Here is a 14,164-nt window from a genome sequence, read left to right as displayed (position 1 = left end):
TGACTATTTAGTTGAGTTAAATCAATAAGTTACATCTGAAACCGATCAACCGACTGCGACAACTTCCCGGCCAGGTTGGACAGTTCATCAGTGGTCGACGCCGTCTGCCCGATCACTCGGCTATTGCTCTCTGACATCCCCGCAATCATCTCCACCTGGTGCGCAATTTCATTGCTGGCCAGGCTCTGTTCGCCGATGGTCCGGGAGATATCGTTGACCATTTCCGTGGTGTTCAACGTCGCTTGGAGAATCTCGCGAATCGCCCGCTCTACCTCGGCAGTGACCGCCATGCCTTTGTCCACCTGAGCAACGCCCTCCTCCATGCTGGTCACCGCTTCCCGGGTGTTCTGCTGGATACGCCCGACCATGGCGGCAATTTCCTGGGTCGACGCGCTGGTGCGTCCAGCAAGGCTGCGCACTTCATCAGCAACCACGGCAAATCCGCGCCCCTGCTCGCCCGCACGGGCGGCCTCGATCGCGGCATTCAGGGCCAGCAGGTTGGTCTGGTCAGCGATCCCCTTGATCACCTGGATAATGCTGAAAATGGCCTCAGACTCCTTGTCCAGTGTGCGGATCACCTGGGCCGATTGCTGCGCGGAACGGGCAATGCCATCCATGTCACTGACCACCTGATGAATCACCCGGCCGCCGTCCTTGGCCAAGATTTGCGCCTGGTTGGCCATGTCCAGTGCGCGTCCGGCATGCCGGGTGATTTCCTCGATGCTCGCGGTCATTTCACTCGCTGCGGCGGCCATGGTGCTGGCGGCGGCGCTCTGTTGCTGGCTGCTGCCGGCCACTTCATGGCAGCCACGGCTCAGTTGCTCGCTCATGCCATTGACGCCATGGGCGTTGCTGCGCACCACGTCGATCATGCCGCGCAGGTCCTTTTGCATCGTCGCCAGGCTACGGATCAAGGCGCTGGCTTCGTCCTTGCGTTGGGGCTCGACGATGGGTTCGCTCAAGTTGCCACGCGCGATGCTGGCGGCAATGCGGCTAGCCGCTTGTAGTGGGCCCATGATGCTGAGGATCACCCAACGGCCCTGGGCCAACAGCAGTAGAAGACTGGCAATCAACACCACGCCCAGGGTGACGTTGGCGTTGCTGATGGTCTGCCGGGTGCCCATGCTGGTCTGCTGGTTATTGGTTTCGATCAACTCGCTCAGGCCCGCCATTTGATCTTCCAACTGGCTGAACGCGGCGTTGAATGTGCCTAGTTCCCCGCGCGCGGCTTCAGGATTGTCCAGCGCCAGGGCGACGATGCGCTCGCCGGTGGCGATGTAGTTATCCAGGCTAGGTTTGATTTTTTCCAGGCTTGCCTTGAGCGTAGCGTCCAGCGGCAACTTGAGGTTGTCCGCCAAGACCTGCCGGAAGTGCTCGGCATGCTCTTTCAAAGAACTGTCGACTTCGGCCTTGCTGCTGGTGCTTTTACCCAGGCCCACCAGCATCGCCGACAACACGTCAGCGCGCAGGGCGTCGTGCATCATGTCGGCTTCCATATGGTTGCGCAGCACCGTCATACTTACTTCGCTGTCTTGCACGGCAGTGCCCATCCGGGTATTCCCCAGGTAGCCGGCCAGGCTCATGATCAAGGCGGCGAGCAATCCGGTCGCTATCAACAGCATCAAGCGTAGTTTGATCGTCATGCTGGTATCCCCGTGCCTGGTCAGCCGGTTGGGAACCCAACCGCAGAAGCCCCGCTGCTCATGTTATCGGCCATCCCCACTGCTTATTGAAGCCTAAGTTTGCGGATCTGCGCGTATCCCTTAAGCTGACCGGCCCTTGCTCTGCCCGGAACTGCTCATGTCTCGAAGCATCGCCCACCTTGCCCTCCTGCTGGGCTTGATCACTGCCGTCGGCCCGTTCGCCATCGATATCTATCTGCCGGCGCTGCCAACCCTTGGCGCGAGCCTGCACGCCTCGCCAGCGTTGGTGCAGATGAGCCTTACCGTATTCTTCGTCATCATCGGCGTATGCCAATTGTTCTACGGTCCGATCAGTGATGTGTTCGGGCGCAAGCCGCCGATCTATGTCGGCCTGGTGATTTTTGCCGTAGCCAGTGTCGGTTGCGCGCTGGCGCCGACGATCGAATCACTGATCGCCTTTCGTGCCCTGCAGGCGTTCGGTGCGTGCGCGGGGATGGTGATTCCGCGCGCCATCGTGCGTGACCTGTACACCGGGCATGAAGCCGCGAAACTCATGGCGTTGCTGATGCTGGTGATGAGTGTTTCGCCGATCCTTGCGCCGCTCGCTGGCAGCCTGGTCATCTCTTTGTGGAGCTGGCGCGAAGTGTTTGCCGTGCTGGCGGTGCTCGCAGTGGCGTGCCTGGTGATGACCATCGTGCAATTGCCGGAAACCCATCCCGCCGAACGGCGCTTGGGCAAGACCCTGGGCAACGCCTTCAGCAGCTACGGCGCATTGTTGCGTGACCCGGTATTCATCGGTTTGTCGGTGGTGTGCGGATTCGGTTTGGCGACGTTCTTTGTGTTTATCGGCAGCGCGCCGTTCGTGTACATCGAACATTACGGCCTGACGCCCACGCAGTTCAGCCTGGGGTTTGCAGTGAATGCTGCGTCGTTTTTCGCCATGAGCCAACTCACGGCACGCCTCAGCGCACGCTATGGCCTGGCGCCGCTGATTCGTTGGTCGGTGGTGGCCGTGGCGGCGGTTATGGCGGTACTGGCAGCCACCACTCTATGGATCGATAGCCTGGCCTTGATGATGACATTGCTGTTTATCGGCTTCGGTTTTCTCGGTCTGCTGTTACCGGCGGCGGGCGTCTTGTCGCTGGAGGACCACGGCGCGGTGGCCGGTTCTGCGTCAGCCTTGCTCGGTGCGATCCAGATGATCACGGCAGCCGTGTCCATGACGGTGATCGGTGTGTTCGCCGATCACACACCAGCGCCGATGCTGATGGGCATTGCACTGTGCGCCATCGCCGCGATGCTCACCACACTGTGGACCTTGCGGCGCCTGCCGGCTCACTTGGCCAGCGCCCCGCCCTCCTCCTGATCATTGCCCATGGCGGCCAGATACGCCCAGGGATAAATCCCGCGCTGGTGGCCATCGCTGAACACCAGTTGCACGCCATAACCCTGAGGGTGGATTTGCACCACCCTCACCGCCTCTGACACCCACGGCTGGCTGCCCCGTAGACGAAACGCCCGGCATTGGGAGCACGGGCACTCCCGGCGCAGACGTGCGTGATCAATCCACTGCGCGCCTTGCGCCCATTCCAGGCGCAATCGACCGTCGCGACCTTTGCCTATGGCGTTCGGCGCGACGGTCATTGCAGTTGCGCCAAGGCAATCCGCACGGCCTTGCGCACCTCCGGGTCGCCATCGTCGGCGGCATCCCGCAAGGCCGTCAGCGCTTGGCGATCGCCCAATTCACCCAGTGCCAGGGCGGCTTCCTTGCGCAGGTTACTGATGCTGTGGCCCAGGGTCTGGATCAAGGCTTCCAGTGCGGGTAAGTAACGCAACCGGCCAAGGCTGCGCGTAGCGCGCAGGCGAACCTGCCAATACTCATCCGCCAGCGCGGCGACCAGTGCGTCTCCGGCATTCAGGCTGCCGACTTTGCCCAAGGTGGTCGCAGCTTCTTCGCGCACTTGCCAGGCCGGGTCCAGCAACGCTTGGTGCAACGCCGGTAGGACCTGGTCGTCACTCGCCAAGCCCAGTGCTCCGGTGGCGGCACGGCGGACTTCGGTGTCGGGGTCACCGCTGGCCAAGGTGGCCAATGCTTCAAGCGCGGGCAGATGTTTGAGCCAACCCAGCACGCCCACTGCTTCGCGGCGGACACCCGCATCAACATCCACCAGGGCCGACAAGGCTGCCGGCGCAGCAGCGTCCAGGCGCAATTCGCGCAGGGCACGGAAGATGGCGGTGCGCACGCTGATATTGGCGTGCCCGGTCCAAGGCAGCAGCAACCTGCCCGCTTCGGCAGTCTTCAATACGCTCAGGCTTTGCGCTGCTGCTTCGCGCACTGACGAATCGGCATCCGTGAGCGCTTCACACAAGGCCTGCACCACATCGCCGTCTTCCCAAGCTTCCAGCAAGGTCGCGGCCTGGGCGCGCACTTCTATGGACGAGTCGTTGCGCAGGCTGTCCACCAGCCATTGCAGGCTATCGGGGTCTTCCAGATCGGCCAGGTCAATCAGGGCAATGCGGCGCATGCCGGCGTCCGTGGCTTGCAGACGTGGGCGCAAGGCTTCTATTTCCGGGTTATAGGTCATATGGCAAATCGCGGTGTTGAATGATCGGTGGGCAACCCGAGCGGGTTCAGGCGTGGCAACTGGCGACCATCTTCATGGTGCAGCAGTGCCAGGCAATGACGCTTGAGGTGAGTGAATTCGGGGGTGGTCATCAGTTCGGTGTGGCGTGGTCGGGGAAAATCCAGTTGGAAGTCTTCGATGATGCGCCCAGGGCGTGGGCTCATCACCAGGATGCGATCAGCCAGGAACAGGGCTTCATCGATATCGTGGGTGACAAACACCACAGTGGTGCGGATGCGCGTCCAGATCTCCAGCAACAACGCCTGCATCTTCATGCGGGTCAGCGCATCCAGTGCGCCGAACGGCTCATCCATCAGCAGCAGGCTCGGCCGGTTGACCAGCACACGGGCAATTTCCACACGCTGCTGCATGCCGCCGGAAAGCTGGTTCGGCCAACGCTCGGCAAAGCCTTCCAGCCCGACCAGCGCGAGGATTTCATCTGCCGCCGCCAGCCGTTCAGCCTTGCCCACGCCGCGCATTTTCAAGCCAAATGCGACGTTCTCACGCACGGTGCGCCACGGGAACAGCGTGTGCTGCTGAAACACCATGCCGCGCTGCTGGGACGGGCCGACCACCGCCTGTCCATCCATCTGTAACGTGCCCTGGCTCGGCACCAGGTGCCCGGCCAGCGCACCAAGCAAGGTCGACTTGCCGCAGCCCGATGGCCCCAGGATGCACACGAATTGCCCTGGCTCGATGCTGCACTCCAGCGCTTTGACTGCCTCGAACGCCTGTTCACGCTCGCCGAGCACAATCGACAATCCACTGATTGTTATACGACCTTCCATCAGGCTTTACCTCGCGGGCGATGCCAAGGGGTGAACACGGCGCCCAGGCGCTTGACCAGCCAACTGCTGCCCATGCCCAGCACGCCGATCAACAACATGCCGACCACGATGTCGGCATAGTTCTGGATGGTGTACGACTCCCAGGTGTAATAGCCGATGCCGAACTGCCCGGAAATCATCTCCGCCGTCACCAGGCAGAACCACGAGGTGCCCATGCCGATGGCCAAGCCGGTGATGATGCTCGGCGCGGCGCCCGGCACAATCACCTCCAGCAGGATTGCGCGGCGCCCGGCCCCCAGGCTGCGCGCCGACGCGATCAGCCGGGGATCGACGCCTTCGACGCCATGCACGGTGTTGAGCAGGATCGGAAACAGCGCGCCGGTAAAGGTGATAAACACCATCGACAGCTCCGACGATGGAAACATCAGGATTGCCAACGGAATCCAGGCCACTGCCGGAATCGGACGGATCACCTCCAGAGGCGGCAACAGCACATCTTCAGCCCATGTCGAGCGGCCGATGGCAATGCCCAGGCCAACGCCCACCAGCACCGCCGCCAGGTAACCTTCGAACACCCGGGTCAGGCTCGCACTCAGGTGCTGGGCCAGCTTGCCCGAATCCACCAGGCCCAGCGCTGCCTCCACCACAGCGCCCGGCGTGGGCACGTTGGCAAAGGTCACCAGCCACAGGTTCCAGTGATGACTGGCCGCGAGCTGCCAAAACAGCAGGCACACCAGCAATGAGGCCGCGCGCGGCAGCCAGCGATAAGTCGACATATCAGCGACCGGCCACGGCCTGGGCGCCAGCGCTGGTGAAATCAAACACCTGGCCGCCCTGGGCGTCAGCGAATTGCTGGGCTTGGCCCTTGAGCAGGAACGCGCTCAGCTTGCCCTGGCGGTCACTGGCGAACCAGGCTTGATTGGCGAGCAGCTTGATGCCGCTGTCTTCGGCCTGGGCGTACACCGCACGCACTGCCTTGCCGTCTTTTTTCAAGTTGGCCAGTGCACTGAAGGCAGACTCGGCCGACGCATAGTCACGCACCTTGGGTTCGCCTTTCACCCAGATTTGCGCCACGTGCTTCCAGTCGGTGATCGGCTTGCCGGTCAACGCGTCGTTGGCCTTGAGCGGGGCCTGGGCGTAGTTGCCCAGCTGAGCCTGATAGTCCAGGCCGGACGCCTTGAAGGCCGCGCGGATGTACTGGTCGTCGATAAAAGTATTGAGGTCCAGGCCGCGGTCGGCTTTTTTCAGCAGCTTGAGGGTGTCGATGGCGGTGCCGACGGCCTGGCGATACTCTGGTTTCCAGCTCAGGTCACGGGTTTGTACGCCGAGCGGGCCATGGAACAGGTAGTTGACCTCGGCTTCAACGCCGGTGACTTTCTCGATCAGCTCGCTGTATTTTTCAGGCTCTGCCGTCAGCAACTGATTGGCTTCGATACTGGCGCGCAAGTAGGCGACCACCACTTCCGGGTACTGGCGGGCGTAGCTTTCATCCACTAACGCGCCGTGGAAGGTCGGTGTGTTGGACTGCGAACCGTCGTAGATCTTGCGGGCGAAACCACGGTTGGGAAACAGCTCGGCAAACGGCACGAAGTCGGCATGCGCCTCGATTTTATTGGCTTGCAACGCCGAGCCCGCCACTTCCGGCGCCTGGGCGATGATGTTGACGTCCTTGAGCGGGTCCCAGCCCTGGGCGGCGACGGCCCGCAGCAACATACCGTGCGCGGTGGACGCGAATGGCACCGAAATGGTCTTGCCTTTCAAGTCCGCCAACGACTGCGCGCTAGACTCGGTCGGTACCACGATGCCATTGCCGCTGCCCTTGATATTGCCCGACAGCACATTGATAAACAGGCTGTGCTTGCCCGCGCCCTCAAACGCTACGCCATTGAACGCGCCTGGGAAGTCGGCCATGGCACCGAAATCCAACTTGCCGGCCACCATCTCATTGGTCAGCGGTGCGCCACTGGTGAAGTTCTTCCACTGGATATCGTAGGTGGCGTCCTTGTACTTGCCGTCGTGGGGCAAGTACTTGTCCAGCAGGCCCAGCTCGCGGACCAGCAAGCCGCCGGCGGCGCAGTTGATGGTGGTGTCCTGGGTGCCGATGGCGACCCGGATGGTTTGTGCCTGTACCGACAGGCTGATGGAAGCCAGCACCAGGCTGGCAAAGGTTGCGCGCAAGAACATTGGGTGTTTCCCCTCGAATCATGGTTATAGGATCGTCTCCGCCGTGATCAGGCACGGTGGGAAACGAGGGGTACGGCAGTGGCGTCCGGTGTTGGCGGATGGCTTGGAGTTGTAACGCTCAGCGCAGCAGGTACGGGATCTCGACCTTGACGGCGCCGGTGGGGCAATCCTTTTCGCAGGGCATGCAGTACCAGCATTCGTCGAACGCCATGTACGCTTTCTGCGTCGCGGGATTGATCGCCAACAGGTCCATCGGGCACACGTCGACGCACACCGTGCAGCCTTTTTCGGCGATGCACTTGTCTTCGTCGATCGTTACCGGCGCGTTGGAGCGAAAGAATATTTCCTGGGGTTGGTAGGCCATTTCACGGTGTCCTGGGCGCTTTTGCGCTCTCTATAGGGTCAAGCAGCATCAGCCCCAACACGCAGGCGGTCGTAGGCTTGCATTTCTTCGGCGTCCAGCGGGATCACATAGGGCTCAACGGGTTTCTTGAAGCTGACCATCTGCCCGTCATCGCCCTTTTTCAGGTGGCAATGGCAGAACCAGTCGGCGTCATTGCGCAGCGGGTGATCAACGCGATGGTGGTACAGGCCCCAGCGGCTCTCGGCGCGGTACAGCGAAGCGCGGGCGGCCATTTCGGCGCAGTCGCGGATCACGCTGGTTTCCATGGCGCGCATCAATTCGTGGGGGTTGTGGGCTTTCATCTGGTCCAGGTCGCGCTCGATATCGCTGAAGCGCTGCAGGCCGATTTCCATCTTGCGGGTGACCTTCGGCGGCTGCAGGTAATCGTTCACGAAGCGGCGCAGCTTGTATTCGACCTGGGCCGGTGGCAGGCCGGTTTCACGGTCCAGTGGCGCGTAGACTCGGGCCTGTTCGGCGGTGACCTGGTCGGCATCTACGGCGCTGAACTCACGTTCGACCACGTACTGCGCAGCATTCGTGCCGGCGAACCAACCGTAGGTAAAGGCGCCGAGCATGTAGTTATGTGGCACCGCCGCCATGTCCCCGGCCGAATACAGGCCCTTCACCGACGTCTCCGCACGCTCGTTCACCCACACACCAGAGGCCGAATGCCCGCTGCAAAAGCCGATTTCGGAGATGTGCATTTCCACCATGTCGCTGCGGTAATCGGTGCCGCGATTGGCGTGGAACTGGCCACGGCTCGGCCGTTCATTGCTGTGCAGGATGGTCTCGATGTTCTGGATGGTTTCCTCGGCCAGGTGGTCGAGCTTGAGGAACACCGGGCCGTTGCCGCTTTCGAGTTCCTGATGGAACTCCCACATCATCTGGCCGCTCCAGTAGTCGCACTCAATAAAGCGCTCGCCCTTGTTATTTGCGGTATAGCCGCCCAGCGGACCGGTGACGTAGGCGCAGGCCGGGCCGTTGTAGTCCTTGATCAACGGGTTGATCTGGAAGCACTCCAGGTTCGCCAGTTCGGCCCCCGCGTGATAAGCCATCGCGTAGCCGTCGCCAGCATTGGTGGGGTTTTCATAAGTGCCCATCAGGTAGCCCGACGACGGCAAGCCCAATCGGCCCGCCGCGCCGCAGCACAGGATCACGGCCTTGGCCTTGATCACCTGGAAGTCGGCCGTACGGCAATCAAAGCCCATCACGCCGTTGACCGCGCCTTCGCTGTCGGTCAGCAAGCGCGTGCACACCAAGCGGTTGGTGATGGTCACCCGTGCACGCTTGAGCTGGCGGTACAGCACTTTCTTGATGTCATGCCCCTCAGGCATCGGCAGCACATAGGCGCCCATGTGATGGACCTTTTTCACCGCGTAATCGCCGGTCTCGTCCTTTTCGAACTTCACGCCCCAGCGGTCCAGTTGCTCGATGGTCTCGAAACTGTGCGTGGCATAGGCGTACACCGCCGCCTGGTTGACGATGCCGTCATTGGCGATGGTGATTTCCTTGGTGTACTGCTCCGGCGTCGAGTGGCCGGGGATGATCGCGTTGTTCAACCCGTCCATGCCCATGCTGATCGCACCGCTGCGCTTCACATTGGCCTTGTCCACCAACAGCACACGTAACGCGGGGTTGGCTTCTTTGGCCTTGATCGCCGCCATCGGCCCGGCCGTGCCGCCGCCGATCACCACGATGTCGTATTCCAGCTCCAGGGTTGTGCGGCTCACGGGCGGCTTCCTCGTTCACGGTCGATGCGCAGGCGATACTGGAAGGCGTCGCCACGGTAATACAGGTGTTCAAAGTCCACCGGCTGGCCGTCGGCGGTGTGGGTCAGGCGCTCGATATGCATGATCGGCGAGCCCGGCTCCACATTCAGCGCCTGGGTCAGGTCGCTGTCGGCCAGCACGGCGTCGATGGCGACGTCCGCATGCCCCAGTTGCAGGCCGCAGTCGTTTTCCAGGATCAGGAAGATATCGCGGGTGACCAGGTCGGCTTTTTCCAGGCGCTCGCCGAGGGGTTGCGGCAGGTAGGTGATTTCCAGCGACACCGGCTCCCGGTTGATCAGGCGCACCCGCTTGATCTGCGCCACCACAGTGCCCTCCTCCACGCCCAGGCGCTCGGCCACCTGCTTGTCGGCCGGTACAAAACGGAAGCTGCGCAGGCGGTTGATCACCTCGTAGCCGCGTTCGGTCATGGATTCGGCCAGACCCTGCAAGGTGCTGACGTTCTGGTAAGCCTTGGGTTTGGACACAAACGTGCCCTTGCCGTGGATCTTGTAGATCAGCCCTTCTTTCTGCAGGTCGCCCAGGGCCTGGCGCACGGTAATACGGCTGACCTTGAAGCGCGCGCCCAGCTCGCTTTCGGAAGGCATTTGGGTATTGGGCGCGTATTCACCGTCGAGAATGCGACTGCGCAACAGGTCGCGCAGTTGCGCATGCAAGGGGATGCAGGACAGCGGGGAAAGGCTGGAATCGTTCATCAAGGCCACTTGTCATAACGAGTTATGACGTGATCTTAATCAGCCTAAGCCCGCCGTTGGAAATATCGTTTGCGCATAAGCTTAAGGTCGATTTTTACCACGGCGGCCATGCCTCTGGCAGGTATGGCCAGTTACCAAATCGGGTCAGACGTTTTCGCTTGAGCGGGTACAGGACCTGGTGGTGACCTGCTTGATCTGCCAATTGCTGAAGCCGATCGTTCGCGTCGTTTTGACTTCTCGCCGGACAAGGCGCACCGGCGCAGCGTCTTTCCTGAGCAAGCCATCGGATAAGATGTTCACCCCCAGCGCACCACCCAACAGGCCAAGTACGAGGCCAATGACATCGATGAGTTTATCCAGCGATCGATACAGAGGCTGGCTGAATGAGGAAATGTCCGGTCCCGGTACGAGGGCATCACATTGCTTACCCTCCGAGAGGGCCTGGCCGCATTGCTTTCGGTGAGTATCCGCGTTGGTTTTATCAATCTCGGCTTGTGTGTGTCGGGACTGTTCATCTTGGTAAGCCTTGAAGTCGTCGAGCTTGTCCCACAAAAACGCCGGTGGAACTGCCGACAGCAAGACAAGTAACAAACCCAAAAGGATATTTTGTCGCGCCGCAGTGGAGCCTTTCCACACGTTGCCGCTTCGTACGCGTTTACAGATACAGGCCGTCAGCACGGCCCAGACAACCACCGCCACTACGGTCGTCCACCAAAACTCCACAAACGTCATGTCGTTACATCTTCCCTGGTCAAGTGAGGCCCTAGAGCCGGAAATTCACAAATCAAACCGATCCACCGCCCGCCGCCGCTCGTTGTCGTCACGCACGTCATAGCTGGCGGTGGTCTGGATATTGGTGTGATGTGCCAGTTTCTGCGCAATCGACAGGTCATGCTCCTCGATCACCCGCGTGATGAACGAGCGGCGAAAATCATGGGGCATTATCTTCACGCCCACCTGCTCACCGCGCTGGCGGGCGATGTAGTAGATCGCGTGCTTGGTAATGCGCTCGCGGGTGATATGGCTGCCGCGGCGGATGCGGTTGAACAGGAAGCTGTCGTCCTGTTCGCCTTCCTTGAGCTGCTCGCGGCGAAACGCCAGCCACGCCTGCAACTTGGTAAACGCCCAGTCCGGCGCATACTTGATCAACTCCTTGTTGCCCTTGCCGATCACCCGCAAGCTGCGTTCTTCGAAATTGATTTGCGCCAGATCGAGGTTGACCGACTCCGACTTGCGCATGCCGGAACCGTAGAGAATGCCGATCACTGCCGCATCCCGCAGGCCTTGAGGGCGTGGGTCGGCGGCGCAGACTTCCATCATTTCGCGGATCAGACTGCGCCGCAGGTTGCGGCCCTGGCTCAGGCGCGTGCCCGCTGCAGCCTTGACGGTGCGCATGCGCAGCAGGTGTTCCTGGCTGATCAGGTTCAAGCGCCAGGCCTCGTTCATCACCCCGCGTACCGCGTTGACGTACAGCGATGAGGTGTTCGGCGCATAGCCGTCCTCACGCAAGGCGGCGACCAGGGCAATCACGTGCTCGGGTTGCAGCAGGTGCCAGTCGATGTCTTCGAGGTTGATGTCCTCGAAGCCCAGGCGGTCGGCCGCGTCTTGCAGCACGTAGCGCATGGTCAGTTGGCTGGAGGGCGCCAGGCGGGTGAGGTAAAGGGTCAGCGGGTTGCGGATAGACTCAGTCAAGTTATGTCAGCCTTTGGCTTAAATACCTCGAACAAGCCTTTGATTAATCGAGGTATTTAGTGAATTGGCGAAGGCCGAGTCTAACCCAGGACCGGCCCTTGCACAAAATCACGGGGCGGTGTCGTCATCTTCGGTAGGGTCCTGCGGCTGGACCTGGGCCTGGCTCCAGTCGCTGTCTTGTTTCTGCATCAGCGCGAACCAGTGCTGGCGCATGAACGTCAGGTAGGCCTCGGGGGCCTTGGCAAAGTCCTTCTCGTCGCCGTAGCAACCGGGCAATGGCAACTCGGTGCCCTGCTCCTTGTACTGGCTGACCAACGCTTGCTGCCCGGCCACGCTGCAATCCTTGGGTAATGGCATGCCACGCAGGGCGCCGGCCTCTTCGTCCCACCAGGCTGCGCCGACCCGGTCGACACCGCGCAAACGGTACTTCTGCGACTTGCCGACATGCATGATCAGCTTGAATTCGTTAGGGCTGACATCACTGGTGCAGGTGCGCGAATAGCCCACGGTGGCCTGGGTGATGCCATCGCCGGTCAGGTCAGTGACCTTGGTTGCAGCCCGGTCAAAGCGCAGCGAGGCGTCGAACTCGCAATGCTGCACATCGTCGTAGAGCATCCATACGCGCTTGGGGCGGTTGCCATCGATCAGGTACTGGGCCGCGTACACAAACGCCGATTGAGTGCCGTCGTCGTCACGCTCGCTGACCTGCTCGGCGAGCACCAGCAGGTTCTTGCCTTGCTTGTCATCCCAGGTGTAGGCGGCGATTTGCTTGCCACGTACTTCCACACCGTCCGGCACCTGGTCGATGCTCGTGAGCGCGACCCCGCCGTCGGCTTGTACGTTGGTGATACAGGCCATGCTCAACAACAAACCCATCAACACAGGCCGCAACTGGCCCCGTAAACGCTGCACGCTATTCATCCGATCACCCTGGCAAGAGACGGCTTACTTTACCGGCACTTGGGGCGCATTGCAGAGAAGATTCTTCATTCATTTCGCTGGGCAGGGTCGCGCGTAGAAGTTGAACCAAATGCACAGCGAACAGTTCCTATTTGGCCTGCCAACTAAGCGTTAGTTGCCTAGCTGAACCCTAGCTGTCTACCTGTCAAATAAACGAGTTTTTCATCTGCCTTTCATATCTGTTCCACATTTTTACGCTTAATCTTGAACACAGTACTTCATAGCAAACCGCGCTATATCGTCTAACCTCTTGATTACGCTTCATCTTTAGCGCCGTTTGTTTACCTGCGGCCTGGACTTTCGCCCAATGATTGCTGCTGTTGCCACGCGCCAAGTTGCTCTAACCCCGAGGTCATGAATCTTTGAAACCCTACCCTATTCATTGCGTGTCGATCGTCATTCCGGTCTACAACGAACAAGAGAGCCTGCCTGAATTGCTGCGTCGCACCACTGCAGCCTGCCAGCAACTGGCCTACGAATACGAAATCATCCTGGTGGATGACGGTAGTCGCGACAATTCGGCCCAACTGCTGGAGGACGCCGCCGCTGAAGACGGCAGCAACGTGGTCGCGGTGATCCTCAACCGCAACTATGGCCAGCATGCGGCGATCATGGCCGGTTTCGAGCAGTGCCGGGGCGAAGTGGTGATCACCCTCGACGCCGACCTGCAAAACCCGCCCGAAGAAATCCCGCGCCTGGTGGAACAAGCCGCCCTGGGTTACGACGTGGTCGCCACCGTGCGCAACAATCGCCAGGACTCGGCCTTCCGCCGCTGGCCTTCGCGCCTGATCAACCTGGCCGTGCAGCGCTCTACTGGCGTTGCCATGACTGACTACGGCTGCATGCTGCGCGCCTACCGCCGCACCATCGTCGACGCGATGCTGGCCTGCCGCGAGCGCAGCACCTTTATCCCGATCCTGGCCAACGGCTTTGCCCGCCACACCACCGAGATCCTGGTGCACCACGCCGAGCGTGAACACGGTGAATCCAAATACAGCGCCATGCGCCTGATCAGTCTGATGTTCGATCTGCTGACGTGCATGACCACCACCCCGCTGCGCCTGCTCTCCATCGTTGGCTTCAGCCTGGCGGCGCTGGGCATGCTGTTTGCCCTGGCGTTGATCGTCATGCGCCTGGCCTTTGGTGCCGACTGGGCCGGCGACGGCTTGTTCGTGCTGTTCGCGGTGCTGTTCGTGTTCACCGGCGGCCAGTTCATCGGCATGGGCCTCTTGGGTGAATACCTGGGCCGCATGTACAGCGATGTGCGCGCCCGCCCACGCTTCTTTATCGAAAAAGTGCTGCGCAACCAACCGGCAGCACCGGCTCCCGTGGTCGTCGTTGACGGCCTGGTGTCTTCCCATACCTCTACTTCTGCTGATCAGGTCTAA

General features: G+C 61.0%; 14 protein-coding genes and 1 pseudogene. 2 read left to right on the top strand and 13 right to left on the bottom strand.

What is annotated here, in order from left to right; all coding sequences use genetic code 11:
- Nucleotides 1-29 precede the first annotated feature (29 nt).
- Both HX823_RS32310 and HX823_RS32305 read right to left on the bottom strand, forming a co-directional pair.
- Nucleotides 30-755: a methyl-accepting chemotaxis protein gene (locus tag HX823_RS32310; protein WP_371317961.1), complete on the bottom strand. Its 726-nt coding sequence runs from the start codon at nt 753-755 to the stop codon at nt 30-32.
- A 132-nt stretch (nt 756-887) separates the two neighbouring features.
- Nucleotides 888-1,643 (bottom strand): annotated as a pseudogene (locus HX823_RS32305) (MCP four helix bundle domain-containing protein); the annotation flags it as partial.
- 157 nt (nt 1,644-1,800) lie between these two features.
- On the opposite strand from HX823_RS32305, the gene HX823_RS12730 reads away from it, so the two are divergent.
- Nucleotides 1,801-3,009 (top strand): multidrug effflux MFS transporter, encoded by a 1,209-nt coding sequence (locus tag HX823_RS12730; RefSeq protein ID WP_038847112.1) that lies wholly within the window; start codon nt 1,801-1,803, stop codon nt 3,007-3,009.
- Here HX823_RS12730 and HX823_RS12725 read toward each other — a convergent pair.
- The 11 genes from HX823_RS12725 to HX823_RS12675 all read right to left on the bottom strand — a co-directional run bounded on the left by HX823_RS12725 (nt 2,979) and on the right by HX823_RS12675 (nt 12,737).
- A complete protein-coding gene (locus HX823_RS12725) occupies nt 2,979-3,287 on the bottom strand; it encodes a gamma-butyrobetaine hydroxylase-like domain-containing protein (RefSeq protein WP_038847109.1) in 309 nt (102 codons plus the stop codon). The genes HX823_RS12730 and HX823_RS12725 overlap by 31 nt on opposite strands.
- Nucleotides 3,284-4,228, bottom strand: a complete 945-nt coding sequence (locus HX823_RS12720; protein ID WP_177075069.1) for a HEAT repeat domain-containing protein — start codon at nt 4,226-4,228, stop codon at nt 3,284-3,286. Before HX823_RS12720 ends, HX823_RS12725 begins: the two co-directional genes overlap by 4 nt.
- The gene (locus HX823_RS12715) at nt 4,225-5,055 is read right to left on the bottom strand and encodes an ABC transporter ATP-binding protein (RefSeq protein ID WP_177075068.1); all 831 of its coding nucleotides are present in this window, start codon (nt 5,053-5,055) and stop codon (nt 4,225-4,227) included. The genes HX823_RS12720 and HX823_RS12715 overlap by 4 nt, the downstream gene beginning before the upstream one ends.
- Nucleotides 5,055-5,831, bottom strand: coding sequence for an ABC transporter permease (locus HX823_RS12710; protein WP_038847101.1), 777 nt, complete (start codon nt 5,829-5,831; stop codon nt 5,055-5,057). Before HX823_RS12710 ends, HX823_RS12715 begins: the two co-directional genes overlap by 1 nt.
- A 1-nt stretch (nt 5,832) precedes the next feature.
- Entirely contained in the window at nt 5,833-7,239 is a 1,407-nt protein-coding gene (locus HX823_RS12705) for an ABC transporter substrate-binding protein (protein WP_177075067.1), read from the bottom strand.
- Nucleotides 7,240-7,357: 118 nt separating this feature from the next.
- Entirely contained in the window at nt 7,358-7,603 is a 246-nt protein-coding gene (locus tag HX823_RS12700) for a ferredoxin family protein (RefSeq protein WP_028616162.1), read from the bottom strand.
- A 38-nt stretch (nt 7,604-7,641) separates the two neighbouring features.
- The gene (locus tag HX823_RS12695; protein ID WP_038847095.1) at nt 7,642-9,372 is read right to left on the bottom strand and encodes a fumarate reductase/succinate dehydrogenase flavoprotein subunit; all 1,731 of its coding nucleotides are present in this window, start codon (nt 9,370-9,372) and stop codon (nt 7,642-7,644) included.
- On the bottom strand, nt 9,369-10,124 hold the full coding sequence (locus HX823_RS12690; protein ID WP_177075066.1) for a GntR family transcriptional regulator: 756 nt from the start codon (nt 10,122-10,124) through the stop codon (nt 9,369-9,371). Before HX823_RS12690 ends, HX823_RS12695 begins: the two co-directional genes overlap by 4 nt.
- A 144-nt stretch (nt 10,125-10,268) precedes the next feature.
- Nucleotides 10,269-10,856: a hypothetical protein gene (locus HX823_RS12685; RefSeq protein ID WP_177075065.1), complete on the bottom strand. Its 588-nt coding sequence runs from the start codon at nt 10,854-10,856 to the stop codon at nt 10,269-10,271.
- A gap of 45 nt (nt 10,857-10,901) precedes the next feature.
- Complete coding sequence (gene xerC / locus HX823_RS12680) at nt 10,902-11,816, bottom strand: tyrosine recombinase XerC (RefSeq protein ID WP_177075064.1); 915 nt, start codon at nt 11,814-11,816, stop codon at nt 10,902-10,904.
- A gap of 108 nt (nt 11,817-11,924) precedes the next feature.
- A complete protein-coding gene (locus HX823_RS12675) occupies nt 11,925-12,737 on the bottom strand; it encodes a M949_RS01915 family surface polysaccharide biosynthesis protein (protein ID WP_038848971.1) in 813 nt (270 codons plus the stop codon).
- Between the two features lie 401 nt (nt 12,738-13,138).
- Between HX823_RS12675 and arnC the strand changes: the two genes are divergently transcribed.
- Nucleotides 13,139-14,164 carry an undecaprenyl-phosphate 4-deoxy-4-formamido-L-arabinose transferase gene (arnC, locus tag HX823_RS12670; RefSeq protein ID WP_177075063.1) on the top strand — a complete coding sequence of 342 codons (1,026 nt, stop codon included), beginning with the start codon at nt 13,139-13,141 and terminating at the stop codon, nt 14,162-14,164.

This window comes from Pseudomonas sp. P7759 (assembly GCF_013386445.1).
Classification (GTDB): Bacteria; Pseudomonadota; Gammaproteobacteria; order Pseudomonadales; family Pseudomonadaceae; genus Aquipseudomonas; species Aquipseudomonas azotoformans_A.
Note: the sequence above shows the minus strand (reverse complement) of the source record. Positions and strands in the feature narration are given on the sequence as shown.

What these genes read in the sequence shown, in the direction of transcription:
- HX823_RS12700 (WP_028616162.1), bottom strand. Translation starts at nt 7,603, where the DNA reads ATGGCCTACCAACCCCAGGAAATATTCTTTCGCTCCAACGCGCCGGTA.
- HX823_RS12725 (WP_038847109.1), bottom strand. Translation starts at nt 3,287, where the DNA reads ATGACCGTCGCGCCGAACGCCATAGGCAAAGGTCGCGACGGTCGATTG.
- HX823_RS12710 (WP_038847101.1), bottom strand. Translation starts at nt 5,831, where the DNA reads ATGTCGACTTATCGCTGGCTGCCGCGCGCGGCCTCATTGCTGGTGTGC.
- HX823_RS12730 (WP_038847112.1), top strand. Translation starts at nt 1,801, where the DNA reads ATGTCTCGAAGCATCGCCCACCTTGCCCTCCTGCTGGGCTTGATCACT.
- HX823_RS12720 (WP_177075069.1), bottom strand. Translation starts at nt 4,228, where the DNA reads ATGACCTATAACCCGGAAATAGAAGCCTTGCGCCCACGTCTGCAAGCC.
- HX823_RS12705 (WP_177075067.1), bottom strand. Translation starts at nt 7,239, where the DNA reads ATGTTCTTGCGCGCAACCTTTGCCAGCCTGGTGCTGGCTTCCATCAGC.
- HX823_RS12690 (WP_177075066.1), bottom strand. Translation starts at nt 10,124, where the DNA reads ATGAACGATTCCAGCCTTTCCCCGCTGTCCTGCATCCCCTTGCATGCG.
- HX823_RS12685 (WP_177075065.1), bottom strand. Translation starts at nt 10,856, where the DNA reads ATGACGTTTGTGGAGTTTTGGTGGACGACCGTAGTGGCGGTGGTTGTC.
- HX823_RS32310 (WP_371317961.1), bottom strand. Translation starts at nt 755, where the DNA reads ATGGCCGCCGCAGCGAGTGAAATGACCGCGAGCATCGAGGAAATCACC.
- HX823_RS12715 (WP_177075068.1), bottom strand. Translation starts at nt 5,055, where the DNA reads ATGGAAGGTCGTATAACAATCAGTGGATTGTCGATTGTGCTCGGCGAG.
- HX823_RS12675 (WP_038848971.1), bottom strand. Translation starts at nt 12,737, where the DNA reads ATGAATAGCGTGCAGCGTTTACGGGGCCAGTTGCGGCCTGTGTTGATG.